This window comes from Arthrobacter sp. KNU-44 (genome assembly GCF_051843155.1).
In the GTDB taxonomy this organism is placed as follows: domain Bacteria; phylum Actinomycetota; class Actinomycetes; order Actinomycetales; family Micrococcaceae; genus Arthrobacter.
The window spans coordinates 2,703,500-2,727,320 of record NZ_JBPXNG010000002.1 but is presented as its reverse complement, the minus strand read 5'-3'; the positions used below and the strand labels follow the sequence as shown (position 1 = coordinate 2,727,320).

The 23,821-nt window shown below is 63.6% G+C and carries 21 protein-coding genes; 13 read left to right on the top strand and 8 right to left on the bottom strand.

Annotated elements, in window-relative coordinates; genetic code table 11:
- Nucleotides 1–166: 166 nt before the first annotated feature.
- Both ACSVHC_RS13790 and ACSVHC_RS13785 read right to left on the bottom strand, forming a co-directional pair.
- The gene (locus tag ACSVHC_RS13790; RefSeq protein WP_437771503.1) at nt 167–2,137 is read right to left on the bottom strand and encodes an ABC transporter ATP-binding protein; all 1,971 of its coding nucleotides are present in this window, start codon (nt 2,135–2,137) and stop codon (nt 167–169) included.
- On the bottom strand, nt 2,134–3,867 hold the full coding sequence (locus ACSVHC_RS13785; RefSeq protein ID WP_437771504.1) for an ABC transporter ATP-binding protein: 1,734 nt from the start codon (nt 3,865–3,867) through the stop codon (nt 2,134–2,136). The genes ACSVHC_RS13790 and ACSVHC_RS13785 overlap by 4 nt, the downstream gene beginning before the upstream one ends.
- Nucleotides 3,868–4,065: 198 nt before the next feature.
- Here ACSVHC_RS13785 and ACSVHC_RS13780 point away from each other — a divergent pair, with 198 nt between their 5' ends.
- Together ACSVHC_RS13780 and ACSVHC_RS13775 are read left to right on the top strand one after the other, a co-directional pair.
- Nucleotides 4,066–4,470: a hypothetical protein gene (locus ACSVHC_RS13780; RefSeq protein ID WP_437771023.1), complete on the top strand. Its 405-nt coding sequence runs from the start codon at nt 4,066–4,068 to the stop codon at nt 4,468–4,470.
- Nucleotides 4,471–4,502: 32 nt separating this feature from the next.
- Nucleotides 4,503–5,501 (top strand): transposase, encoded by a 999-nt coding sequence (locus tag ACSVHC_RS13775; RefSeq protein WP_437771022.1) that lies wholly within the window; start codon nt 4,503–4,505, stop codon nt 5,499–5,501.
- Nucleotides 5,502–5,576: 75 nt separating this feature from the next.
- On the opposite strand, the gene ACSVHC_RS13770 is transcribed toward ACSVHC_RS13775, so the two are convergent.
- On the bottom strand, nt 5,577–6,617 hold the full coding sequence (locus tag ACSVHC_RS13770; RefSeq protein WP_437771505.1) for an LLM class flavin-dependent oxidoreductase: 1,041 nt from the start codon (nt 6,615–6,617) through the stop codon (nt 5,577–5,579).
- Between the two features lie 206 nt (nt 6,618–6,823).
- Here ACSVHC_RS13770 and ACSVHC_RS13765 point away from each other — a divergent pair, with 206 nt between their 5' ends.
- The 9 genes from ACSVHC_RS13765 to ACSVHC_RS13725 all read left to right on the top strand — a co-directional run bounded on the left by ACSVHC_RS13765 (nt 6,824) and on the right by ACSVHC_RS13725 (nt 15,795).
- A complete protein-coding gene (locus ACSVHC_RS13765; RefSeq protein ID WP_439181021.1) occupies nt 6,824–7,660 on the top strand; it encodes an alpha/beta fold hydrolase in 837 nt (278 codons plus the stop codon).
- A gap of 140 nt (nt 7,661–7,800) precedes the next feature.
- Nucleotides 7,801–8,271, top strand: coding sequence for a sensor histidine kinase (locus tag ACSVHC_RS13760; protein ID WP_437771507.1), 471 nt, complete (start codon nt 7,801–7,803; stop codon nt 8,269–8,271).
- 92 nt (nt 8,272–8,363) lie between these two features.
- The gene (locus tag ACSVHC_RS13755; protein WP_437771508.1) at nt 8,364–9,254 is read left to right on the top strand and encodes a MurR/RpiR family transcriptional regulator; all 891 of its coding nucleotides are present in this window, start codon (nt 8,364–8,366) and stop codon (nt 9,252–9,254) included.
- Nucleotides 9,255–9,458: 204 nt separating this feature from the next.
- Nucleotides 9,459–10,565, top strand: a complete 1,107-nt coding sequence (locus ACSVHC_RS13750) for an ABC transporter ATP-binding protein (RefSeq protein ID WP_439181020.1) — start codon at nt 9,459–9,461, stop codon at nt 10,563–10,565.
- Nucleotides 10,566–10,646: 81 nt separating this feature from the next.
- A complete protein-coding gene (locus tag ACSVHC_RS13745; protein ID WP_437771510.1) occupies nt 10,647–12,002 on the top strand; it encodes an ABC transporter substrate-binding protein in 1,356 nt (451 codons plus the stop codon).
- 59 nt (nt 12,003–12,061) lie between these two features.
- On the top strand, nt 12,062–12,877 hold the full coding sequence (locus tag ACSVHC_RS13740) for a tyrosine-protein phosphatase (RefSeq protein ID WP_437771511.1): 816 nt from the start codon (nt 12,062–12,064) through the stop codon (nt 12,875–12,877).
- A gap of 29 nt (nt 12,878–12,906) precedes the next feature.
- A complete protein-coding gene (locus ACSVHC_RS13735) occupies nt 12,907–13,869 on the top strand; it encodes a phosphodiesterase (protein ID WP_437771512.1) in 963 nt (320 codons plus the stop codon).
- 31 nt (nt 13,870–13,900) lie between these two features.
- Complete coding sequence (locus ACSVHC_RS13730; RefSeq protein WP_437771513.1) at nt 13,901–14,857, top strand: carbohydrate ABC transporter permease; 957 nt, start codon at nt 13,901–13,903, stop codon at nt 14,855–14,857.
- Nucleotides 14,858–14,868: 11 nt separating this feature from the next.
- Nucleotides 14,869–15,795, top strand: a complete 927-nt coding sequence (locus ACSVHC_RS13725) for a carbohydrate ABC transporter permease (protein WP_437771514.1) — start codon at nt 14,869–14,871, stop codon at nt 15,793–15,795.
- Between the two features lie 223 nt (nt 15,796–16,018).
- Here ACSVHC_RS13725 and ACSVHC_RS13720 read toward each other — a convergent pair whose 3' ends face one another.
- Nucleotides 16,019–17,377 carry a formimidoylglutamate deiminase gene (locus ACSVHC_RS13720; RefSeq protein ID WP_437771515.1) on the bottom strand — a complete coding sequence of 453 codons (1,359 nt, stop codon included), beginning with the start codon at nt 17,375–17,377 and terminating at the stop codon, nt 16,019–16,021.
- Nucleotides 17,374–18,573, bottom strand: a complete 1,200-nt coding sequence (locus tag ACSVHC_RS13715; protein ID WP_437771516.1) for an allantoate amidohydrolase — start codon at nt 18,571–18,573, stop codon at nt 17,374–17,376. The genes ACSVHC_RS13720 and ACSVHC_RS13715 overlap by 4 nt, the downstream gene beginning before the upstream one ends.
- A 275-nt stretch (nt 18,574–18,848) precedes the next feature.
- Here ACSVHC_RS13715 and ACSVHC_RS13710 point away from each other — a divergent pair, with 275 nt between their 5' ends.
- A complete protein-coding gene (locus ACSVHC_RS13710; protein WP_437771517.1) occupies nt 18,849–19,517 on the top strand; it encodes a hypothetical protein in 669 nt (222 codons plus the stop codon).
- Nucleotides 19,518–19,769: 252 nt separating this feature from the next.
- Here the strand turns inward: ACSVHC_RS13710 and ACSVHC_RS13705 are convergent, their stop codons facing one another.
- The 3 genes from ACSVHC_RS13705 to ACSVHC_RS13695 form a co-directional block, all read right to left on the bottom strand.
- Nucleotides 19,770–20,756: a serine hydrolase gene (locus ACSVHC_RS13705; RefSeq protein ID WP_439181019.1), complete on the bottom strand. Its 987-nt coding sequence runs from the start codon at nt 20,754–20,756 to the stop codon at nt 19,770–19,772.
- A 173-nt stretch (nt 20,757–20,929) separates the two neighbouring features.
- Nucleotides 20,930–21,235, bottom strand: coding sequence for a putative quinol monooxygenase (locus ACSVHC_RS13700; RefSeq protein WP_437771519.1), 306 nt, complete (start codon nt 21,233–21,235; stop codon nt 20,930–20,932).
- Between the two features lie 28 nt (nt 21,236–21,263).
- Entirely contained in the window at nt 21,264–22,001 is a 738-nt protein-coding gene (locus ACSVHC_RS13695; RefSeq protein ID WP_437771520.1) for a glutamine amidotransferase, read from the bottom strand.
- A 385-nt stretch (nt 22,002–22,386) separates the two neighbouring features.
- Here ACSVHC_RS13695 and ACSVHC_RS13690 point away from each other — a divergent pair, with 385 nt between their 5' ends.
- On the top strand, nt 22,387–23,790 hold the full coding sequence (locus ACSVHC_RS13690; RefSeq protein ID WP_439181018.1) for an ammonium transporter: 1,404 nt from the start codon (nt 22,387–22,389) through the stop codon (nt 23,788–23,790).
- Nucleotides 23,791–23,821: the final 31 nt, after the last annotated feature.

Sequence of the window (23,821 nt, the reverse complement as noted above, 5' to 3'; positions counted from 1 at the left end):
AGCCTAGTCCGCGCCGTCTCCCCGCTCCCTGCGACAGCCGGTGTCACACCAGGCAGTTTTTTGGCTGCTGGCCGCGTCCAAACTCCCGGATTTCCGGTCTTCCCCCTGGCCCAAGGCGCCAAAAAGTGCTCAGCGTGACACGTCACGCCGAGGGAACCACAGGACCTTAGACCTCCGCCACCGGCGCCGCGAACTGGGCTTCGTACAGCCGCGAGTAGGCGCCGCCAGCAGCCAGGAGCTCCGCGTGCGTGCCTTGCTCCACGATCTGCCCGGCTTCCATGACCAGGATGAGGTTGGCGTCGCGGATCGTGGAGAGGCGGTGCGCGATCACAAAGCTCGTCCGGTCAGAACGCAGGGCATTCATGGCCTTCTGCACCAGAACCTCGGTCCGGGTGTCCACGGAGCTCGTGGCCTCGTCCAGAATCAAGACCGACGGACGGGCCAGGAACGCCCGGGCGATGGTAAGCAGCTGCTTCTCACCGGCGGAAACGTTGCTGCCTTCGTCGTCGAGCACGGTGTCGTAGCCCTCCGGCAGGGAGTGCACGAAACGATCCACGTATGTTGCTTGTGCAGCCTCCAGAATCTCGGCTTCGGTGGCATCGGGCCGTCCGTAGGCGACGTTGTCCCGGATGGTGCCGCCGAACAGCCACGTGTCCTGGAGGACCATGCCCATCCGTGAGCGCAGTTCGTAGCGGGACATCGAGGCGACGTCGACGCCGTCGAGCGTTATCCGCCCGGCGTCGAGCTCGTAGAAGCGCATCATCAGGTTCACAAGGGTGGTCTTACCTGCTCCGGTGGGCCCGACGATCGCCACCGACTGGCCGGGCTCGGCCACGAGGCTCAGATTCTGGATCAGCGGCTTGTCTGGCGAGTAGGAGAAGGAAATGTTCTCGAACACCAAGCGCCCGCGCGTCACGTCGGGAACGGCCGAAGGCTCAGGATCGGCGCTCTGCTCCTCGGTGTCGAGCAGCGCGAAGACGCGTTCGGCGGACGCCACTCCGGACTGAAGCAGATTGGCCATCGAACCGAGCTGGGCCAGGGGCTGTGTGAACTGCCGGGAGTACTGGATGAAGGCCTGGACATCGCCCAACTGCATGGCGCCCGAAGCTACTTGAAGGCCACCCACCACCGCGATCCCGACATAGACCAGGTTGCCGATGAATGTCAGTGCCGGCATGATCAAGCCGCTGATGAACTGGGCCCCGAAGCTGGCCGAGAATAGCTCTGCGTTCTTCTCGCGGAACCGCTCCTCCACTTCGCGCTGACGGCCGAACACCTTCACGAGCGCGTGGCCGGTGTAGGTTTCTTCGATCTGCCCGTTCAGCTCGCCGGTGTTCTTCCACTGGGCCACGAACAACTTCTGCGAGCGCTTGGCAATCAGCACGGTGGTCACGAGTGTCAACGGCACCGTGACCAGGGTGATGAACGCCAGAATCGGCGAGAGCAGGAACATCATGAAGATGACGCCGGCCACCGTGAGCAGGGACGTGACCGCTTGGCTGATGGACTGTTGGAGGCTTTGCGAAATGTTGTCGACGTCGTTCGTCACGCGGCTGAGCAGTTCGCCGCGCTGCACGGAGTCGAAGTAGCGCAGTGGAAGCCGGTTGATTTTCGCCTCGATCTGCTCGCGGAGCCGGTACACGGTCCGCTGCACGACGCCGTTGAGCACGTAGGCCTGAATCCAGCCGAACGCCGAGGCCAGGACATACAGGACCAGCACCCACAGCAGGATGGAGGACAACGCCCCGAAGTCGATTCCGACGCCGGGAGTCAGGTCCATGCCCTTCAACATGTCCGCTTTGGAGCCCTGGCCGGAAGCTCGCAGTCCCTCGATGACCTGTTCCTTGCTCACCCCGGCGGGAAGTTGCTTGGACACGACGCCGGCGAAGATCAGGTTGGTGCCCTCACCGAGAAGCCGGGGGCCGATCACGGACAGGGTCACGCTTGCCACCGCGAGGAAGAGAACCAGGGTCAGCCACAAGCGCTCGGGCCGCAGCGTGCCCAGGAGCCGCTTAGCCGAGGGCAGGAAGTTCATGGCCTTTTCGGCGGGGATGCTCATTCCCGCGAAAGGTCCGCCACGGCCTGGTCCCATCGGGGGACGCTGAGGGCGGTTTGCGGTGCTGGGTGCGCTGCTCATGCCGCCTCCTCCGCTGCCAGCTGGGAGGAAACTATCTCCCGGTATGTTTCTGAAGTCTCAAGCAACTCTTCGTGGGTTCCGCGCCCCACCAGCCGCCCGTCGTCGAGCACTAGAATCTGCTCAGCATCCGCGATGCTGGATACCCGCTGCGCAATGATGACCATCGTGGCACCGGAAGTGTGGCGCTTGAGCGCTTGGCGGAGCCTCGCGTCGGTGGCGGTGTCCAGGGAGGAGAAGGAGTCGTCGAAGATGTAGAGCTCGGGCTGCTTCACGAGTGCCCGGGCAATGGCGAGTCGCTGGCGTTGGCCGCCGGAAACGTTGGTGCCGCCTTGGGAGATCGGAGCGTCAAGGCCACCCTCCATCTCTTCGACGAAGTCCTGGGCCTGTGCAATGGAGAGGGCCCGCCAGAGTTCTTCCTCGGTGGCGTCGGGCTTGCCGTAGAGCAGGTTGCTGCGGACCGTGCCGGAGAACAGATAGGGCTTTTGCGGTACCAGTCCGATGTGCCCCCACAAGAGGTCCGGGTGCAGTTCGCGGACGTCGACGTCGTCGATCCGCACCGAGCCGCTGCTCGCGTCGAAGAGCCGTGGCAGCAAGTTCACCAAAGTGGTCTTGCCCGCGCCCGTGCTGCCGATGATCGCCGTCGTCTGGCCTGCGCGTGCCCGGAAGCTGATGCCGCTGAGGACAGGCTGCTCGGCACCGGGGTAGGCGAATCCGACGTCGCGCAATTCCAGCTCGCCGCGGCCAGCCGTCTCCGTGACCGGGTTCTCGGGAGGCCGCACACTCGATTCGGTCTCCAGCACCTGCCCGATGCGGTCCGCTGAAACAGCGGCTCGCGGGATCATGACGGCCATGAACGTCGCCATCATGACGGACATGAGGATCTGCATGAGGTAGCTCAGGAACGCGATCAATGTGCCTACTTGCATGGATCCGTCGTTGATCCTGAACGATCCGAACCAGATCACGGCCACGCTGGAGACGTTGAGCACCAGCATCACCACCGGGAACATGAGTGCCATGAGCCGCCCGGCTCGCAGCGCCATCTCCGTGACGTCCTGGTTGGCCGAGGCGAAGCGTTCCGTCTCCATGTCTTCCCGCACGAACGCGCGCACCACGCGGATGCCGGCCAACTGTTCTCGGAGGACGCGGTTCACGGTGTCGATCCTGACCTGCATCTTGCGGAACAGCGGCACCATCCGGCTAACAATGAGGCCCACCGCAACGAGCAGCACGGGGACGCTCACGGCGATCAGCCAGGACAACTGGGCATCCTGCCGGACGGCCATGATCACCCCGCCGATGCTGAGCATGGGCGCCGCCACCATGAGGGTGCAGGACATCAGGACGAGCTGCTGGACCTGCTGCACGTCGTTGGTTGAACGCGTAATCAGCGAGGGAGCGCCGAAACGGGTGACCTCCTGCTCGGAGAACTCCCCCACCCTGGTAAAAATGGCCCCGCGCAAGTCCCGCCCCAGGCCCATGGCGGCTTTCGCGCCGAAGTACACGGCCGTGATCGAGCACGCGATCTGCAGGAGGGTGATGAGCAACATGAGGCTGCCGGTGCCAAGGATGTACCCGGTATCCCCTTTGGCCACGCCTTCGTCAATGATGTCGGCATTCAGTGTGGGCAGGTACAGCGACGCTATGGACTGCGCCAACTGGAAAACGACGACGGCGATCAGCAGCCGCCGATGTGGCCGCAGGTACTGAACGAGAAGTTTCCAGAGCATCGTTCTCCAACTGACGTAGTGATTCGAAGGCCAGTCTACGACTGGTTGCTGGGGGCAACTAGAGCTTTCCCTCAGGGCGAAGCGTGGCGTGGGATCAGGTGCAACCCTCGCTCAGCTATGGGGCCTCTTTCCCCAACCCTCCCTCATCGTCAAGCTGGTTGTGAGTCATTCATTACCTGTTGATTGAAGGAGCCGGCGATGGCCGTTGATAACAAGGGTTTTACGCGTGAAGAGATCCGTGAGTTCATGCATGAGTACTATTTGCAGCCGCACGGGTCGAGGAAGGAATGGATGGCCTCGACGTCCGTTTCGGAATGGACGTTCCGCCGGTGGCGCAAGATGATGGTCCAGGGCGATATCGACCGTGGCCTGATTCCGCGGGAGCATGGAGGCATGGTCCCGACGAATCGTGAACTCTCCGCGTTCGAAAAAGCACGCGCGAAGGAAATGGCTGCCCACCGTGCCGAAGTCGAAAAACTCCAGAAGCGGGTGCAGGAGCTGGAGGACACGAATTCCGCGCTGGGAAAAGCTATCGGGCTCTTGCACGAGTTGAGCGTGCCAGAGCCCGATACAACCCCGACGAGCGCTCACAACGATTCATAGCGGCCGAGAACACTCTGGTCCTGGAACTGCATGTGATCATCGGCTCCCAGCGGACAGCGCTCAAGCTGGCGGGCCTCTCGCGCGGGACCTGGCATTACCGGTCCAATCCCCGTCCGGCGGTGCAGCACCCGATCCACCAGAGCGACCGGGCCTACGAATCCCGGATCAGCTCCGCGCATCAGGACCGGATCCTGGGGCTCATCCTGGCCAGCTGGGAGAAGGGCAACTCCGTTGACCATGCCTTCGCCACAGCCTGGGACAACGGCGAGCTGCTCGCCTCCAACCGCTCGTGGTGGCGGATCGCGGCAGACTACGAGGACCAGCAGGCCCGCCCAACCATCCCGCGCAAGCGTTGGGGCACGCGTGGTTCCTCTGAAAAGCCGGTGGTCAAGGCCACCGGACCCTGCCAGGTCTGGTCCTGGGACATCACCGACATCTATGCCAAGTGGCAGGGCAAGGTTTTCAAGGTGTACTCCATCATGGACATCTTCTCCCGGGAAATCGTCGGCTGGCGGGTGGAGGAACGCGAGTCCGACCACCTCGCCGCGCAGATGTTCAAGACAGCCATCGCCCGGCACGGCGCCCCGCGCATCGTGCATGCCGATTCAGGCCCGGCCATGAGATCAACCCTGCTCCGTGACACCCTCACCGCCCACGGCGTGGAACTCAGCCATAACCGCCCGTACGTCTCCAACGACAATCCCTTCTCGGAGTCAGGCTTTCGCACGATGAAATACCGGCCCGGCTACCCCCGGATCTTTAACGATCTCGAGGCCGCCAGGGAGTACCTCACCTGCTACGTGCACTGGTACAGCACCGATCACAAACACTCCGGCATCGCACTGTTCTCACCATCACAGGTCCACGACGGGTCGTGGAAAGAACTCTGGACCAAGCGAGACAAAGTCCACCAGGACTACTACGAACGACACCCGGGAAGATTCCGCCGCCGACCCACCACACCGGCCCCCGCCACATACGCCGGGATCAACCTCCCCCAGACCAAAACACCCCAAAAACTAGCCCAGTGACTCCACACAGCTTGACAACTTTCGCCTCGCTCAGCTATGGGGCCTCTTTCCCCAACCCTCGCTCAGCTATGGGGCCTACCGCGCAAGAGCAACGCCGATCTCGCGATTCACTGCAGGGATGATTTCGGTGGCCAGGAGCTCGATGGACCGCGCCGTCTCAGCGAAAGGCAAGCCGCCGAGACCGATCTGAGCCAGATACCGCGTGTTACCGAGGGCGCTATGAATTTCCAGTAGCTTTTCGACGAGCTGTTGGGGGCTTCCCACAAGCAGGCCGCCACCCGGTTCGGTCCACTCATCGAAGGTGTTCCGCGGGAAATGGTCAACTGGCCGGGGCATGTTCTGCTCGAAGTAGGCGCGATAGTAGGGGTAGAAGGTGTCCCGGGCCTGCTGCGACGTCGGCGCCACATAGAAATGGCCACCCGCGCCGACTGGCAGGGCGGCAGCGTCGTGTCCCGCGTTTTCAGCGGTCTCCCGGTACAGTTCCACGAGCCGGCGGAATCGTGCCGGCCCGGACAGCAGAGCGATAAACAACGGCAGGCCCAACCGCCCCGCCCGGACGAAACTCTTCGGAGTACCGCCCACGCCGACCCAGATGGGCAACTTTTCCTGGATCGGACGGGGCGCTATGTCCATCCCGGAGACGGTTTGGGTCAGGCTTCCCTCCCAGCGAAGGTTGTCGTTGTCACGCAGCGCGAGCAACATGTTCAGCTTCTCTTCGAACAGCTCGTCATAGTCCTCCAATCTGTGGCCAAACAAGGAGTACGACTCCACAAAGGCGCCACGGCCGGCAATGATCTCTGCCCGCCCGCCCGAAATTAGATCCAGCGTGGAGAACTGCTCGAAGAGCCGGACAGGGTCCTGAGTGGAGAGAACCGTGACGGCGGTGCCCAGCCGAAGGTTGGTGGTTTCCCGAGCGATGGCCGCGAGCACCATTTCCGGGGCAGAGAGGGCGAAATCGTGCCGATGATGCTCCCCCAGGCCCAGGAACGATAGTCCTGCCTGCTCGGCAAGCTTCGCCAGCTCAATGATGTCCTTGACCCGCTGGTGCGGTGACAGGGAGACTCCGGTCTTGATGTCGCGGGATAGCTCACCGAAAGTGAAGATTCCAAAATCCATAATTAATTGAACATTCAAGTATTTGGATTCATTCCCGAGCCGTTAGTGAGCGAGCGTCCGCCGCAACCCCCACATACGTGAGCGAGCGTCCGCCGCAACCCCCACATACGTGAGCGAGCGTCTTGATGGCGTGGGGCGTGCCGCCGTCGTGCCCGGACAGTAGGCTGGAAACGCTCGGCAAGATCCGCTACGAAAGGACCGTAGTCATGGCTTACATCACCGTCGGAAATGAAAACAGCTCCGAGATCGAGATCTACTACGAGGACCACGGGACCGGCCAGGCAGTGGTCCTTATCCACGGCTATCCCCTGGATGGATCGTCCTGGGAAAAGCAGACCGCCGCACTGCTTAACGCAGGCTACCGCGTTATCACGTACGACCGCCGCGGATTCGGCAAGTCCAGCAAGCCGACTGTCGGCTACGACTACGACACCTTCGCTGCGGACCTGAACACCCTGCTGAACACGATTGATGTCAACGACGCCGTACTGGTGGGCTTCTCGATGGGGACCGGTGAAGTGGCCCGCTACCTTGGCACTTACGGCTCGGCCCGGGTGGCGAAAGCCGTGTTCCTTGCGTCCTTGGAGCCGTTCCTCCTGCAGACCGCGGACAACCCAGGGGGCGTCCCGCAGTCCGTGTTCGACGGACTTTCCGAAGCCGTCATTTCCGATCGCTACGCTTTCTTCACCGAATTCTTCAACAACTTCTACAACGCCCCCACTTTCCTCGGAACGCACCGCCTGAGCCACGAAGCAGTCGCCGCCAGCTGGAACCTGGCAGCCCAGTCAGGCGCCTACGCCTCGGTGGCCGCGCAGCCCACGTGGCTTACCGATTTCAGGGCGGACATCCCCAAGATCGACGTTCCCGCCCTGATCGTGCACGGCACCGCGGACAACATCCTCCCCATCGACGTCACCGGCCGGAGGTTCGCCGAAGCACTCCCCGGCGCCGAATACCTGGAGATCGACGGCGCCCCGCACGGCTTGCTGTGGACGCATGGTGCTGAGGTCAACCAGGCCTTGCTCGGATTCCTCGCGAAGTAGGGATTCCTGACAAAAAATTAGGACGAAACTAACTGAATATCGCGGGAACCTTAACTCCTCTGGTCCAGTCTTAATGCAAGCACAGGCGGAACCCATCCGCCGGCGAAGGCACCAAAGCTGCAAGGGGAGCAGAACCGGCCATGAAGACAACAACAGCCCTGGACGAAGTCACTGCCATCAACGGCGTGATTACCGATCAGCAACCCGTTGACTTCCACTCTTTGGGGCTCGCGGGCTGCATCGACCGCTTGGCCGCTCCGCTCCGCCGCGAAGGGACCGAAATCCACTGGGAGACGCCGCACCATGGCGTCGAAATCTCGTCCGGCTCCGCTTCCTTGCTCTACCACGCGGCCAAGGAAGTCCTCAGCAACGCGTTCAAGTACGCGCACGCCCACGACGTCACCGTCCGGCTCGCCGCCGTCTACCACGGGATCCGCCTGACAGTCACGGACAACGGCGCCGGCTTCGACAACCAGGCCCCCGCGGGTGCACACCACGGATTCGGGCTCCGCCTGATGTCCATCGCTGTCAGCGAAGTGGGCGGCGATGTCTCCATCGTCTCCAGTCCAGGCAACGGAACCTGCGTAACCGTCACCCTGCCACTCGACTGATACGGGTGGGGGCCCGACGACGGCAGGCATCTCCCGTCGTCGGTTTCGGCGCTGCTGGTTCGCTGTTCAAGTGAATCTGGTATGAAAGGCGAATGACCCCGTACAAATCCGAACCGCCCTTGGGCGGTTCCCGCGCGCACATCAAGTCGATTTTCCCCTCGCTGGCCCGCAGCGAACAGCGCGTGGCGCAATTGTGCCTCGATTCCCCCGAAACCGTGGCCAGGATGTCGGTGGCGGATCTGGTCACCCAAACGGGGACGTCCCCGGCGACGATCGTACGGGCATGCAAGAGCATGGGCTTCGACGGGTTCCAGCACTTGCGCCAAGTCCTGCTGCGCGATCTGGGCGCCGCGGCACGGGACAGCATCCAGCAGGAAGAGTCGGGGGCAACCGGCGAACCCGGATCATCGGAACATCTGGTCTCCGGGATCTTTTCCCGGGCATCCCAGGACATCCGCGGAGCTTTAGGGTCTTTGGACTTCGACGCGTTCGACGCCGCGGTGAAGGCGATCCGCGAAGGCGGGCGACTTCTGGTGCTGGCCAATGGAGGGTCCCTCGCTCCCGCCCAATCCCTGGCCCTGCGGTTCCTGGCCGCCGGGGTGCAATGCGAGGCGCCATCCGACATTGTTTCGCAACACATCTCCGCCAAACTCCTCTCCGCCAGGGATGTCTGCATCGCCGTGAGTGACAGCGGAATGAACTCCTTCACGATTGGCTCGGCGCGGATCGCGGCCGACCGTATGGCCACGGTTATCGGGGTGACCAGCTACGCGAAATCCGAGCTCGCCGAGCTCTCGACCCACACGCTGGTGGCCGGGGCGGAATTTCATTCGTGGAACGACCAGCTGCCCATTGGGAATATCGTCCAGATGCTGGTGCTGTCCGCCCTGCATGCCGCAGTGACTGCGGACTCTCCCGATGTTGAACGCGCCCGCTCCGCCGTGTTTGAAGAAGTCCTCCACATGGTGGAAAACCCCGAATAGCTTTTGGCGCGAAACGCGGGCAGTTTCAACTGTTTCCTGTCCGCCCACGGGGAGTTCATCGACTCCGCACCGACTGTTAATAATCGAGCCCCACCCTTCAAGGGTAAGACGTTTCCTAAATAATTCGATTTAGGAAACATCGTTTCCCCGGAGGTGCTCGTGGGCCGACTTGTGCTCAACCAGTTGTCGCGTTCATTCAAGAACGTGTCGGCCGTAAAGAACGTATCGCTCACCGTTGAAGACGGTGACTTCCTGGTCCTGCTCGGCCCCAGCGGCTGCGGCAAGACCACCCTGCTCCGCATGATCGCGGGCCTGTTGGAACCGACGTCGGGCTCGCTCGAGCTGGACGGAACCGACATCACCACCGCCCCGTCCAAGAAGCGCGACTTGGCCATGGTGTTCCAGAGCTACGCCCTGTACCCGCACCTCAGCGTCGCGAAAAATCTTGCCTTCCCGCTCCACGTGCGGCGCACCGACAAGCAGGAAGTCAAGAAGCGCGTGGAGGCCGTGGCCGAAATGGTGGAGATCGGCCACCTCCTGGACCGCAAGCCCAAGGAACTGTCAGGCGGCCAGCGCCAACGCGTCGCCGTGGCACGGGCTTTGGTGCGCGAGCCCAAGGCCTTCCTCATGGACGAGCCCCTGTCCAACCTGGACGCCAAGCTCCGCACCGCAACCCGGCAGGAGCTGGCCGGACTGCACAAGCGCCTCGGTGCCACCTTCATCTACGTCACGCATGACCAGGTGGAAGCCATGACCATGGCAACCAAGATCGCGCTGCTCAACGGAGGTCAGCTCGAGCAACTCGGCACGCCCGAAGAGCTCTACGACAAGCCGGCATCCGTGTTCGCGGCAGGCTTCCTGGGATCCCCGGCCACCAACCTGATCGATGCCGAACTTTCCACCAGCAACGGCTCCATCACCGTCATGGCACCGTCGCTGGAAGCAGTGCTGTGGGATGGGGAAACACCCCAGCGGGACGTGGTGCTGGGCATCCGCCCTGAGCACTTGAGCATCCACGCACCTGGCTCTTCCGCAGCCGCGCCGAGCTCCGGGGCAGCCCTCCGGGGCATCGTTGACCTGAGCGAAAACCTCGGCAGCGAACAGGTCATCTACTGCCGGGTCGGCGAGAACCGCGTGGCCGTCCGCGCCCCGCGGGGCCTGCACTGGGAGCCGGGCAACGCCGTCGTTCTCAGCGCCGATGCCAGGAATCTCCATCTCTTTGACCGGACAAGCGGCCGGCGCCTCGAATGGCAATCAGACGCGAAGCACGCGTCCGCTGCCACCTCGGCGCAGCCTGCGGCCTCGGTCTAATATCCACTCTTCCCCCCATACCCCGGCCCCCAAACCGGAACCCGCAGGACCTACACCCAACCCAGCAATCAAGGAAATATTGTGCGCCCTCTCCGTTCAATTGCACTGACCATCGCCGCTGGCACCGCCGCATTGGCCCTCGCTGGCTGTTCCGGCACCACGCAGGCCAGCACCGTGAGCAACCAGGTCATCCCTGAACTCACGGCAGACCAGCAAATCAACATCACCTTCGAAAGCTACAACCTGGCCCAAGCCGGCGTCTGGACGGATACCGTCAAAGGCCTGGTAGCTGACTTCGAAAAGGCCCACCCTAATATCCACGTCACCGCACAGGCACCGCAGGGCGGCGGCGCTGTCGGATCCAACACGGTCAGCAGCGTCCAGACGCAACTCCTCGCCGGACACGCACCCGACGTCGCGCAGTTGACGTTCGATTCCCTCGACTTCGCCGCCACCCAGCTCGGCGCGCAGCCCATCAGCGACCTGGTCGGCCAGAAAGCCGTCGACGACGCCCTCGGCGGCGCCCACCCGTTCCACCCCAACGCGAAGCACCTCGCCGATTGGAACGGCAAGACCTACGGCATTCCTTACGTCTTCTCCACCCCTGTCCTCTTCTACAACGCCACCAAGCTCGCCGACGCCGGAATCACCAACCCGGACCTCTCCACCTGGGACAAGGTGGAGGCAGCCGCAAAGGCCGTTTCCGCGAAGACCGGAAAGCCATCCCTGGACATTTCGTGCGCAAGCATCGGGGGCAACTGGTGCATGCAGGGCGTCTTCAAGTCGAACGGGGCCCAGATCCTCTCCGATGACCGCAAGACGATCGGATTCGGCTCGGACGCGGCCGTTGACACCGTCACGAAGCTCGCACAGCTGACGAAGGACGGCGTGCTGCGCAACGCAGACAGCAACGCGCAATACGAAGGCCTCCCGAAGGGCGACACCGCTTTCATCCTCACTACTTCAGCACTCCAAGGCTCATTCATGTCGGCAGCCACGAAGGGCGGATGGGAGCTCAAGGCCGCCGGCATGCCCTCCTTCGGCAGCAAGCCTGCCGTGCCCACCAACTCTGGCTCGGCCCTGTTCGTCCTCTCGCAGGATCCCGCGAAGCAGCGCGCCGGATGGGAACTGATCAAGTTCATGACCAGCGACCACGCCTACGAGCAGATCTCCACCAAGATCGGCTACCTGCCCCTGCGCACCTCGCTGACCGCTCCGGGTGGTTCCCTTTACGACTGGGCCCAGAAGAACCCGCTCCTGGCCCCGAACCTCGCCCAGCTTGACCGTCTCCAGCCGTGGGTTTCCTACCCGGGAAACAGCTACGTGCAGATCGACGACATCCTCGGCAAAGCCGTCGAGAACGTCGTCTACTACGGCAAAGACGCAAAAACCACCATGGCCGACGCCCAGAAGCGCGCCCAGGACCTGATCCCCTAACTTCTCTGCCCCATTTTCCCGGACCCATCTTCTCCGGCCCATCCGGAAGGACATCAGCTGTGACAACCACTGCCGAGGACGCAGTCTTCGGAACCCGCAACCGCCCCTACCCCGTGGAGGGCACCTACAATTTCCGGAGCACGGCGGGCTATCCCGCCGCCGATGCTCCCGCTGCCACGCCGGGCGATGCCGCCGTCGTGCGGACCATCCGCCAAGGAAAGCTGTACCGCTCGGACGCATTGCACGGACTGACCGACGCCGGACGCCGGCAATTCTCCGAGCTCGGCATCCGTCTGGTCATCGACCTGCGTGACCGCACCGAGCTGGCCAAGTCACCCAGCAACCTTGAAGGACTCGCGGTCGACACGAGGCACAACCCGATTTTCGAAGAGGGCAACGTCCCCGGTACCGCTGAGATCACCACCCTGGCGCACATCTACCGGCTCATGATCGAGAGCCACGCCCAGCGCCTTGCCGACGCTATTCGCCTCATTGCCGACTCCGGAACAGATCCTGTCCTGGTGCACTGCACCGCGGGCAAGGACCGCACTGGCGTCGTGATTGCCCTCGCCCTCCTGGCCGCGGGGGTGGACCGCGAGCAGGTGATCCTCGACTACACAGCCAGCGAGGAAAACCTGCGCGGTGAATGGAGCGACGCCATGATGGCTGCCGCCTCCAGCCACCCGGGCCTTGCGGGCATCGGCGAGGAACTCCGGGAAATCATCTCCGCGAGCCCCGCCACCGTCTTGGAAACCACGCTGGATCTCGTAGACGAAATGTACGGCGGCGCCACCGGCCTGCTCCAGGCCCACGATTTCGGCGACGTCGACCTCGAACGGCTCAGGGACGTCCTGACCATCAGCTCCACCCGCTAAGAACCACTCACCTACAAGGAGACAAAACCGTGAACACCGAACTCCAGCACCCCGCCCCCGAGCACTTCATCCTGCACATCAGCGACACCCATTTCGTGGCCGACAACGACCTCCTGCACGGCAGCGTGGACAGCGACGAAAACCTCCGCCAGCTGTTCCGCGACTTCGTCAAGGCCCAGGTCAAGCCCGAAGCGCTGGTGTTCACCGGCGACCTCGCCGACACCGGCCGCCCGGACGCCTACGTCCGCCTCCGTAACATCGTGGAGCCCGTGGCCGAGGAGCTCGGCGCCAAGATCATCTGGGTCATGGGCAACCACGACGCGCGCACCGCGTTCCGCTCAGGCCTCCTTGACTCCGACGCCGGCGAGGAACCCGTGGACATGGTCCACGATGTCAACGGCCTGCGCATCATCGCCTTGGACTCGACCGTTCCGGGCAAGCACCACGGGGAAATCTCCGACGAGCAGCTCGCTTGGTTGTCCGATGTCCTGGCCACCCCGGCCCCGCACGGCACCCTCATCGCCCTGCACCACCCCCCGGTTCCCAGCCCACTGGAGATGATGGCCATGTTCGAACTCCGTGAACAGAGCCGCTTCGAGAAGGTCATCGAAGGCACCGACGTCCGCGGCATCCTGGCCGGCCACCTGCACTACTCCACGTTCAGCACTTTCGGCGGCGCTCCCGTGACGGTTGCTTCGGCCACGTGCTACACGCAGGACCTCAACGTCGCGCCGAAGTCCATGCGCGGACAGAACGGCGCGCAGGCGTTCAACCTGATCCACCTTTACAAGGACAAGATGCTCAGCTCCGTTGTGCCGATCGGCGAGTTCTCCACGGTGTACTCCGTCACGGCCGAGCAGATGGCCGCCTTCGAGAGGATGACGCTCGAAGAGGCGACCGCCGCGATGACCGCTCCCGGCGAGGAGTCCGACGTCGAGCCCTCCATCGCTGCCGAAGCGGCCGACGGCGAGCTCGCCGAAAGCGTTCGCTAACCAGCCACAGCACCGGAAGGAAGCCGAACGAATGTTCATCGAGACCGCCGGGCCGGCAACGGGCATTGCCCCTGCCGGCCCGGCGGGGCTCCCGGCCAACCGGCGCCCCAAGCGCCGCGCCCTGAGCCCCTACCTCTACATCCTGCCCGCCGTGGTCCTGCTTCTCGTCTGGACCTACTGGCCTCTGGGACAGACCGTAAACCTGTCCTTCAACGACTGGAACCTGATCCCCACGAAGCCCAAGCAGTACGTGGACGTGCAGAAGTACGCGAAGGTCCTGAGCCTGCCTGAGCTGCACCAAGCCCTGATCAACACGGGCTTGTACATCCTGGCGTTTCTGGGCATTTCCGTTGCGCTGCCGCTCGTGTTCGCGCTGCTTTCGCGCAAGGTCCAGGGCAGGGCCCGCACCGCGTACCAGGCCCTTATCTTCGTGCCGTTCCTCATCACTCCCGTTGCCAGCAGCGCGATCTGGCGGTGGCTGTTCGCGCCTGAAGGCGGAACGATTCCCGCGATCGCCGCCGCCCTGGGCGCGCCGATGGGCAACGTGTTCCGCGATCCCGACAGTTCGATGATCGCGGTGATCGTGATTGTCGGCTGGCAGATGCTCGGCTTCGGCGTGCTGGTGGTTTCGGCCGGACTGGCGGGCATCAGCCCGGATTACGCTGCCGCCGCATCGATCGACGGCGCGAGCGGCAGGCAGATCACGTGGCGGATCATTATCCCGCTGCTTTCGCCAAGCCTGGTGTTCCTCTCGCTCATGACCATCCTGCTGTCCGCGCAGTGGACATATCCCATCATCGATCTTGTGACGCAGGGCGGACCGGGAAATTCGTCCACCAACATCTACTACCTGCTGTACCAGTTCGGCTTCAGGAACTTCGACGCCGGCCTCTCCTCCGCGGCGGGCACGCTCTTCTTCCTCGGATTCGGGCTGATTGCCCTGGTCTTCGTGGAACTCTCGGAGCGACTCAGCTTCTACGACAACTAGAAAGAACCACCATGGCCTTCATCACCATCGCTCCGCCGGCCCAGCCTGGTTCCTTGGATGCTCTGCCTTCGGGGCCGACGAATTCGGGGCCGACGACGGCGCCTGCCGCCGGGCGGTCTGCTTCGTTGCGGCTTGGGTCTTTGCGGTTAGTACCCAGCCACGTTCTCCTGATCGCCTTGGCAATCGTCTCGATCTTCCCCATTTACTGGATGTTCGTCACGGCCTTCCGACCGCCGTCGGACGCCCTGTCCACCGACCCGTTGCCGGGACCGCTGAGCCTGGAGAATTTCCAGTACGTCCTGAAGACCATTCCCATCGCGGGGATGTTGGCGAATACCTTCGGCATGGCACTGACGTTGGCGGTGTCTCAACTGCTCGTGGCCATCCTGGCTTCGTACGGGTTCGCGCGTTGGGATTTTGTCGGAAAGAAAGCCCTGTACCTGTTGTTCGTGGGGTCCTGGCTGGTGCCTTTCCAGGTCACGATGATTCCCAATTACCTGCTGGTTTCGCAGATGGGCCTCCTCAACACCATCACCGGCGTCGTCATCCCGCAACTGTGTTCGGCCTTCGCGGTGATGATGCTGCGCCAGCACCTCGAGGCCTTCCCGAAGGACCTCCTGGATGCGAGCCAGATGGATGGACGGTCGTCATGGAGGACCCTGTGGGAAGTTGTGGTTCCGAACCTGCGGCCAGCGCTGGCGGCCCTTGGGATCATGCTGTTCATCAGCGCCTGGAACGAGTACTTGTGGCCTTCACTGATCATGCAGAAGTCCGATGCCCTCATCCAAGTCGGTATCCGCGGCTTCCTGGGCGCCGAAGGCAACAACTGGGGCGCCATCATGGCAGCGTCCTCGCTCGCATGTCTGCCGATCTTCCTGATCTACATCTTCCTGCAGCGATACGTCGTGGATGCCTTCGTCCGTTCGGGGTTGAAGTAGCCCTCCCCCGACGCCCGCTCACATAAATGGCCGTTCCGGCGGACGCCCGCTCATTTGTGCCGCCGTTTCGGCCGACGCCCGCTCACATATAGGGCCAATTCCCGGATCCCTCGCTCACTAGATGTGAGCGAGGGATCCGGAAAACAACCACATAAGTGAGCGAGCGTCTTGGGTGAGCGAGTTAAACCAAGGAGTCCCGGTTATATCACCCTAGGAAAGCGCCCTAGGAGAATTCCTTCAGCGCTTCGGTGAGCAGCACGCCCGGAGAACCCAGCCGAACATGGACGCCGTTTGAGGCCGCCAGTTCGCCAGCGATCACGACGGCGGTGACGTCGCCCGCCGTCGCGCTGAACGCGAACTGCTGCGGCATGGAACCGGCTGTCCGCACCGAGTCCGGAGCCACGGCCATGAGGTCGCACACCGCACCTACCTCAAGTGCAGACACAATGGGCGTAGCCATGGATGCGGTTGCGCCGATGGTGGCCGCGTGCAGCAGTTCCTGGGGTGAAAACCTGCCCCGTTGGCCGGAGCCGAGGCGTTCTCCGTGTTCCAAGGTGCGCATCTCAACCCAGGGATCGATCACGGCGTGTTGGTCCGTGCCCAGCGCGATGGTCGCCCCGGCGTCGGACAGGGCGCGTGCCGGTCCGATCCCGTCGGCGAGATCGGCCTCAGTACTGGGGCACATCACAACCGTTGCCCCCGCATCCCCGAGGAGCTGGATGTCCTCCAACGTTAGGTGGGTCGCGTGCACGGCGGAAAGCCGCCCGGATAGCAGGCCGTGCCGGGCAAGCAATCCGGCAGGGGTGACGCCATAGGCCTGCAGGCACGCCTCGTTCTCGGCTGGTTGTTCACTGAGGTGGATGTGGAGCGGGATATCGGTGGGCAACCGCCGGGCGACGGTCTTGAGCGCCTCCTCGGGCACTCCGCGGACGGAATGCAGTGCGGCCCCCACGCCGACCATTTCAGGCGGAAAGCTCCGTGCCACCTCGGCCCGCAGTGACGCGAGCCGGTCCAACCAGGCTTGGGCATCGGCGTCGCCAAACCGAGCCTGTTCCGGGCTGAGCGGACTCCCGATCCCTCCCGCGAGGTACAGGGTGTCCAGCAATGTCAGGCGGATCCCAGCCGCCATGGCAGCCCTGGCCACCGCCAGTTCCATCGCATGCGGCTCCGGGTACGGCGTTCCTTCCGGCTGGTGGTGGACGTAGTGGAACTCGGCCACGCTGCTAAAACCCGCGACCACCATTTCTGTGAAGACCGCCGTGGCGAGCTTCTCGTATTTCTCCGGGGTAAGTTCCGCCGCGCTCCGGTACATCTGCTCCCGCCAGACCCAGAAGTCACCGCGCCCGTCATGCGTCCGTCCGCGCAGGATCCGGTGAAAAGCGTGCGAATGGGCGTTGGCCGCCGCGGGGAAGACGACCCCATTCAATATCCGGTCATCCGTTTCGGGCTCGACGCCGGTAGCGATCCGGGAGATGCGCCCCTCGTGCACTTCCAGCCGAACGCCGGTGGCGACAACCGCGCCGCCCGGGACAGAACCGCCGTCGGCGTTTACAAGCGCCGCCTCGCACCAGAGGCCGCTCACAGGAGTCCCTCCAGAACGTCAGCGAGGGCGATCGCGCCGGCTAAGGCATCCTCGTCGGCCACGTACTCTTCCGGGGAATGCGAGATTCCGCTCGGGTTGCGGACAAAAAGCATCGCCGAGGGGACATGTCCAGCCAAGACTCCGGCGTCGTGCCCAGCGCCGGTTGCCAGCACCGGCGCGTCCGGCAGGAGCTCGCCGATGCGTCGGCTCAGCCCGGGATCGAAATGCACGGTGTCGCTGTAGGACTCCTCGGTGAGGGTGACGGTGCATCCCTCGCCCGCCGCGATTTCCTGCGCCGCGCGGTAGATCGATTCGATCAGTTGTGCCGTCACGGCGTCGTCGGGATGCCGGGCGTCGAGCCATAGATCGACGCGGGAGGCAATCACGTTGGTGCCGCCGGGAACCGGGGTCAAGCGCCCCACGGTGGCCCGCGCATCCGGCTGCCTCGCCGCGGTGTCGCGGACGGCAACGACGATCTGCGCCGCCGCGACCATGGGATCGGCACGGTCGGCCATGAGAGTGGTTCCGGCGTGGTTGCCTTGGCCGCTGACGCTCAGCTTCCAGCGGCCGTGGCCCAGGATGGAGCTTCCGACGGCGATGGCCGGCCCGCCCTGGCCCAGCCCCTTTCCCTGTTCCACATGCAGTTCAACGAAGTCGCCAATTCGCGCCATGGCTTCTGGATCGGGACCGACGTGCCGGGGATCAAGACCGTTGCTCCGGGCGACGTCGGCGAAAGTGTTGCCGTCAACGTCGCGCAGGTTCAGCGCCTTGTCGACGTCGATGGCACCCGTCAATAGCCGCGAGCCCAGGCAGGCTACGCCAAAGCGGGATCCTTCTTCTTCCGGGAAGACGGTGATGGCCAGGGAACGCCCCGGCTTGACGCCTCGAGAGGCAAGGACGTCGACGGCGGCGAGTGCGGACGCGACTCCGAGCGGCCCGTCAAAGGCACCCCCGCCCGGGACGGAGTCGAGGTGGCTGCCGGTGACAAGCGCACCGTCCTGGGGCTTTCCCCACCAGGCCCAGATAATGCCGTTGCGGTCGGTCTCGACGCCAAGGCCGCGCTGTTGGGCTTGTTCGATGAACCAGTGCCTGAGGTCGAGCTCGGGCGTCGAGTAGACGGCCCTTGAGTATCCTCCGCGCACCGCATCGCGGCCCACGTCCTTGATCGAGTCAAGGAGCTGATTGACGGTTTCCACGTGTTCCTCCGATTAATGAAGACTGCCACCAAGTCACATGATGTCACTCCGCCATATGGACTGCCGCCCCGGACCGGCGTACCTTAATATCCAAACACCGCACTGGGGAGGTGGAGTGTTTGGCTGGGTATCTGGGGTGCCGTGGCATTTTTTGGGTTCGCCCTGTTCTTCTCGCCGTATTCGGCGCATTGGCGTGGTTGCTGTGGCTGGCCGGTCCTTCGCGGGCCACAGACCTTCTGCCGACGATTCCGGCTGTCCCGTCACCGTCGGTTTCCGTGCCCCCGGTTCCCCTCACCGGTCCCGTTGGATCGCTCGTCGACCACGTAGCGTCCGTGGTTCCAAGCCCGAGCCAGCTGGCCACAGTTCCTGAGACCGTAGTCAACCAGCTAAGGGAGCAGGTGTTGACGCCAGTCGTTGGAGCAGTCGACGCGGTGCCGCCCGCGGTCGAGAACACAATCAAGGAACTCCCGGCCTTGCCCGAGCCGCCTTCCGTGCCGGCATTGCCGCCGGCACCGTCGCCCGGGACACTGCCGCCTCAAGGACCAAGCGTTCCGGCTGTCACCGAGGCCACCACTCTTGTCCGCACCAGCCCTCTCACATCTGCGGTCCAGCCCGGCAAGGGAGCGGCCACAAGCGACCCCGGATTCACAAGGAACACCGCATTCATGCCGGACGGCGCTGTCTTCATGCCCCCCGCAGTGTTCGCGACAACGGATGTGTCCCCGGTCCCCGGCGGGCCGCCGCCTGACACGCCGGTTCCTGCGTCGGTCTCGCCACCTGGGGCAGGATCGACGTCGAGTCCAGAGGGCGGTTCCGCCCTTGGCGCGGCAGATCTGCCGGAACAACGCGCCCTGGCACCGCCACCCCGCCATGGACCCATCCCCGATCGCGGGCAATCCCCCTCAGACGATCCCGCATTCGATCCTGGTTCCTCTCCCGACTGATCAGGCCGCCCCTGCCCATCTGGCAGGCACGACCAACTGCGCCACACCGCGCAGGACACACTTTAGTCAGGAGAAGACCATGCAGGACCAGAACCGATTGATAGGAAATTGGCCCGACCCCATGCAGAAGGGAGGTAAATAGATAGCATCGCGACAGGCGCTCAGCGCCCAAAAGGGAACAAGGACGCCGGCCGCGCAGTCAGTCTGACTGCGCGGCCGGCGTCGTGATGCTCAAGATAGGCCAATGTCCTTTTAGAACAGGCCGTTCGCCACAGCCTGGGTGAGCTGGTGGAAGATGTCGGTGCGGGCGGGGATATCACTCTCGTCCTGACCCTTGGTGTAGACCACGAACGCGTAGGAGTCGGTCCCGTTGGTGAGGATGCTGGCGTCGTGGAGTTCGTCGTCGAGCAGTCCGTACTTGTGGAAAACAGTGATTCCGGCCGGCACTGCGGCGGGGATGAGGGATTCATAGTTGGTGTTCTGCATGTAGGACAACAACTGCGCTGTGTGCTGCTGGTTCAGCAGCTTCCCGCCGTAAAGGCCGGCCATGATGCTGGCCATTTCGCTTGGAGTCAGCGTGTTTTCCATGGGGTCATAGCTGACGCCGATTGACCCGGCATAGGCCTGCAGTTCCGAATAGCCGACAGCGTCCATGATCAAGGACCAGGATTCGTTGTCGCTGTCCTGGATCATCTCCTTGATCTGGAATCCGGCCGTGTAGTCGCCCAAGGGGTCGTCAAGGGACACGGCGCCCGTTTCGACGAGGTGATAGTACGCGGCGGCAGCCAGGACCTTGGCGGTGCTTGCTGCCTCGAATGGCGCCTGGACCCCGTACTGATGGCTTGAGCCATTGGACAAGTCGATCAGGGTGACGCCGACCTGGTACTGGCTGTTCGCGTCGATGATGCCGTTGATCTCGGCGTCCAAGGCGGGGGTCACGCCGGTAGCCGGCGCAGCGGCTGCGGGAGCTTCGACTGCGGGCGCAGCGGCTGCGGGAGCTGCGACTGCGGGAGCTGCGACTGCTGGAGCGGCAGTCGGCGCCTCGGCCGTCGTCGACGACGGTGCGGCAGTCGACGTCGTCGTGGCCGCCGTCGACGGGGTTGCGGCTGGAACAGCTGCCGACGGCGTGGCCCTCGCCATCGCCGATACCTTATGTGAGACAGATGAGCGGGCGTGCGCGGCAGAGTAGACCGTGGCGGTCAGGGTCAGGGCAAGAATGGCCGCAAATGCTGTGAGCAAGGCCGATCGACGTCGGCGGGGACTCCAGCTGTTCCACCGACTTCTCTTTCGTCTGGACCCTTGGCCGGGACGACGGGGCTCTCGCTCTTCCATAATGAACCAACCGTAGCTACTGCAGCTATGTATGAGCTATGAAAATACTGTCCATCAGCCACGTGTCGCCTGAGTGAATATCAGGCGTCGCGGATCGGTGAGCCCAATACTGTGAACCGGGTCCCGCCCAACTCTCCGGACAGCATTGGCATTGCCTCGGCGATGGCGGCCCGGACGCTGTCCAGCTGCAGCGATCCTTGGTGCGCTTCCGCCGATTCCCATAGTTCGCAGACAAAGACCGTGTCCGGCGATTCTTCGTTGACGCCCACCTCGTAGAGCAGGCAGCCCGCGCCCCGGAGCTCCGGTTTCGGTCTGAGCAGGATAGAGACGACAGCGTCGCGCTGGCCGGGTTTCGTGCCGAGGCTTCCCACATTTGCAAAAGTCATGGGCCCATTGTGCTTCATTCCTCCGACGTTATTGAGGAATCGCGTATCGGCGGACAAAGTTGCCGAGGATCTTCATGGGTTCGGTCGCCGTGATCTTCCGGGCGTCTGCCATCAGCTGTTCAGCAGCCTCGGGCGGGAAGTATCCGGCGTGGCGATAGGTGTCGATCCGCGTGACGAGCCCCTCGGAGTCGAGCTCCGGATGGAATTGGGTGGCGTAAAGGTTCGTTTTGATGCGGAACATCTGTACCGGGCAGGCTGCCGAGCTGGCAAGCAGCACCGCGTGTCCTGGCAGTACCGTGCAGGCTTCCTTATGGCCGGTAAAGGCGACAAAGCGCTCGGACATGCCTTCGAGGAGCGGGTCTTGGAGGCCCTCCGCTGTGAGTTTGATGGTTACCCCGCCGAGTCCTTCGCCGTAGGTACGGTCGATCACAGCCCCTTGGTGAAGCCCGAGGGTTCCGACCCCATAGCAGGCCCCCAGAAAGGGAAAGTCGGTTGCAACAATCGTGTCCAGCAGTTGCGCGAGTTCCTTCTCGACCCGTTTCTGGACCGGGCTCTTGTGTTCCGGCGGGTCGCTCGAAGTGAAGGGGCTGCCACCCACAATCACGCCGGAATAGTCGGAGAGCTCAAGCGGTGGCAGGGGCGCCGCCTCCATTCGGATGCGTTGTAGCTCCTCGGGAACGAGCCCTCCAAAACGAAGATACGCCTGGTACTCTTCCTCGGCGGCGGCGTCTTCGGCGCGAGATGCGAGCAGGAGAAACGGCTTCACAGGCTAAGTGTGCGCCCGGCGCCCGTGACGCGCCAGCATTCGGCTGAAACATGGCATCCAGGGGAGGTGAGCCGCCGTTCACGTGGAAGAAATGTCCGGATTTCGGGCGGAATGGAAGAATTTCACCTCGATTGGCCCAGGAATCCGCGGAATCACTGGGATATTTGGCGCCTGTCCCGGGCGGCCACTCGTCTGCGCCGGGGTGGCGTTAACATTCCCGAAACACGCCCGTCATGCGTTCTTCACGTCAAGCCCGGTTATGTAACGTCCCCGCAATTTTTCCTCGCACTGCCTGAAACACGGAACCGGAAACATTGGGCAGGGGAAGAACGGGACCAAGCTGCGGCGGTCCTCCTACGGCATTCCGATTAGAAGGGAAACGCACGTGAATATCACTGCGGAAAACGTTTGGGTCATGGTGTCGGCGGCACTTGCACTGCTCATGACTCCGGCACTCGGCCTCTTCTACGGTGGCATGACGCGGGCCAAGGCCTCCCTCAACATGATCATGATGAGCTTCATCTCCGCGGGCATCGTAGGCGCCGTGTGGATCCTGTGGGGCTACTCGATGATCAGCGGCAAGAGTGTCCTGGGGATTTTCGGCAATCCGTTCACCAGCTTCGGCTCGACGGACCTGGTCGGTTCCACCGATCTCATCAAGCTCGGCTTCAGCGCCACCTTCGCCATCGTCACCGTGGCCCTGATCAGCGGCGCCATCGCCGATCGCGCCAAATTCTCATCCTGGGTCATCTTCGTCCCCATCTGGATCACCCTGGTGTACTGCCCCTTGGCTTTCATGGTCTGGGGCGGCGGCCTCCTAAGCCCCGGTGGGGCCATCAGTTCGGTCTTCGGTCAGGTGATTGATTTCGCCGGCGGCACAGTGGTGGAAATCAGCTCCGGCGCTGCCGCGTTTGTCCTGGCATTGATCCTTGGCAAGCGCCACGGCTTTGGAAAAGACCCGAACCACCGCCCGCACAACCTCCCTTTCATCATGCTTGGCGCCGGCCTCCTGTGGTTCGGTTGGTTCGGTTTCAATGCCGGCGCGGCCACGACGTCGGCGCAAGCCGGCTTGATCTGGGTCAATACCCTCGTAGCCCCGGCCGGGGCAATGCTCAGCTGGTTGGTCACCGAAAAGATCCGGCACGGCCACCCCACGTCCCTGGGCGCCGCATCCGGCGTCGTCGCCGGCCTCGTCGCTATTACCCCCGCCTGTGCCAACGTGGCTCCCGCCGCCGCCCTCGGCCTGGGGCTGGTGGCCGGCGCCGCCTGCGCCGTGTTTGTCGACCTGAAACACAAGTTCGGCTTCGATGACTCCCTCGACGTCGTGGGTGTCCACCTTGGTGGCGGGCTTGTCGGCACGCTCGCACTCGGATTCATCGCGCTGCCCGTCAACGGCAAGGGTGGGGGATTGTTCTACGGCGGCGGGCTCCAGCAGCTCGTGGCGCAGATCGTCGCCATTCTTGTCACCCTTGCAGTGTCTGGAATCATGACAGCAATCATTGCCCTTGTGATCCACAAGACCGTCGGATTCCGGGTCAGCCACGAGGCGGAGCTCGCCGGAGTGGACTTGTCCGAGCATGCCGAGACCGCGTACGAGTTCGGCAGCATGTCCCGGAGCCACTTCAACGCCCTCCCGCACATTGCCGCGATTCCCCACGTCAACATCCCTGTTGCCGCCCGAGCCGCCGCTGCCGTCCCGGTTTCAGCCCGGGCCGCTGCCGTCGCGTCGTCCCCCGCTGCCGCTCGCGCCGTCGAGCTCCAACGCGAAAAGCAAGCAGACCCCGCCTAGCGAATGCAGGCATTTCCGCGGCCGCAAGGGA

Coding starts and splice junctions, on each gene's coding strand:
- ACSVHC_RS13790 (WP_437771503.1), bottom strand. CDS start 2,137: ATGAGCAGCGCACCCAGCACCGCAAACCGCCCTCAGCGTCCCCCGATG.
- ACSVHC_RS13785 (WP_437771504.1), bottom strand. CDS start 3,867: ATGCTCTGGAAACTTCTCGTTCAGTACCTGCGGCCACATCGGCGGCTG.
- ACSVHC_RS13780 (WP_437771023.1), top strand. CDS start 4,066: ATGGCCGTTGATAACAAGGGTTTTACGCGTGAAGAGATCCGTGAGTTC.
- ACSVHC_RS13770 (WP_437771505.1), bottom strand. CDS start 6,617: ATGGATTTTGGAATCTTCACTTTCGGTGAGCTATCCCGCGACATCAAG.
- ACSVHC_RS13765 (WP_439181021.1), top strand. CDS start 6,824: ATGGCTTACATCACCGTCGGAAATGAAAACAGCTCCGAGATCGAGATC.
- ACSVHC_RS13760 (WP_437771507.1), top strand. CDS start 7,801: ATGAAGACAACAACAGCCCTGGACGAAGTCACTGCCATCAACGGCGTG.
- ACSVHC_RS13755 (WP_437771508.1), top strand. CDS start 8,364: ATGACCCCGTACAAATCCGAACCGCCCTTGGGCGGTTCCCGCGCGCAC.
- ACSVHC_RS13730 (WP_437771513.1), top strand. CDS start 13,901: ATGTTCATCGAGACCGCCGGGCCGGCAACGGGCATTGCCCCTGCCGGC.
- ACSVHC_RS13725 (WP_437771514.1), top strand. CDS start 14,869: ATGGCCTTCATCACCATCGCTCCGCCGGCCCAGCCTGGTTCCTTGGAT.
- ACSVHC_RS13700 (WP_437771519.1), bottom strand. CDS start 21,235: ATGACTTTTGCAAATGTGGGAAGCCTCGGCACGAAACCCGGCCAGCGC.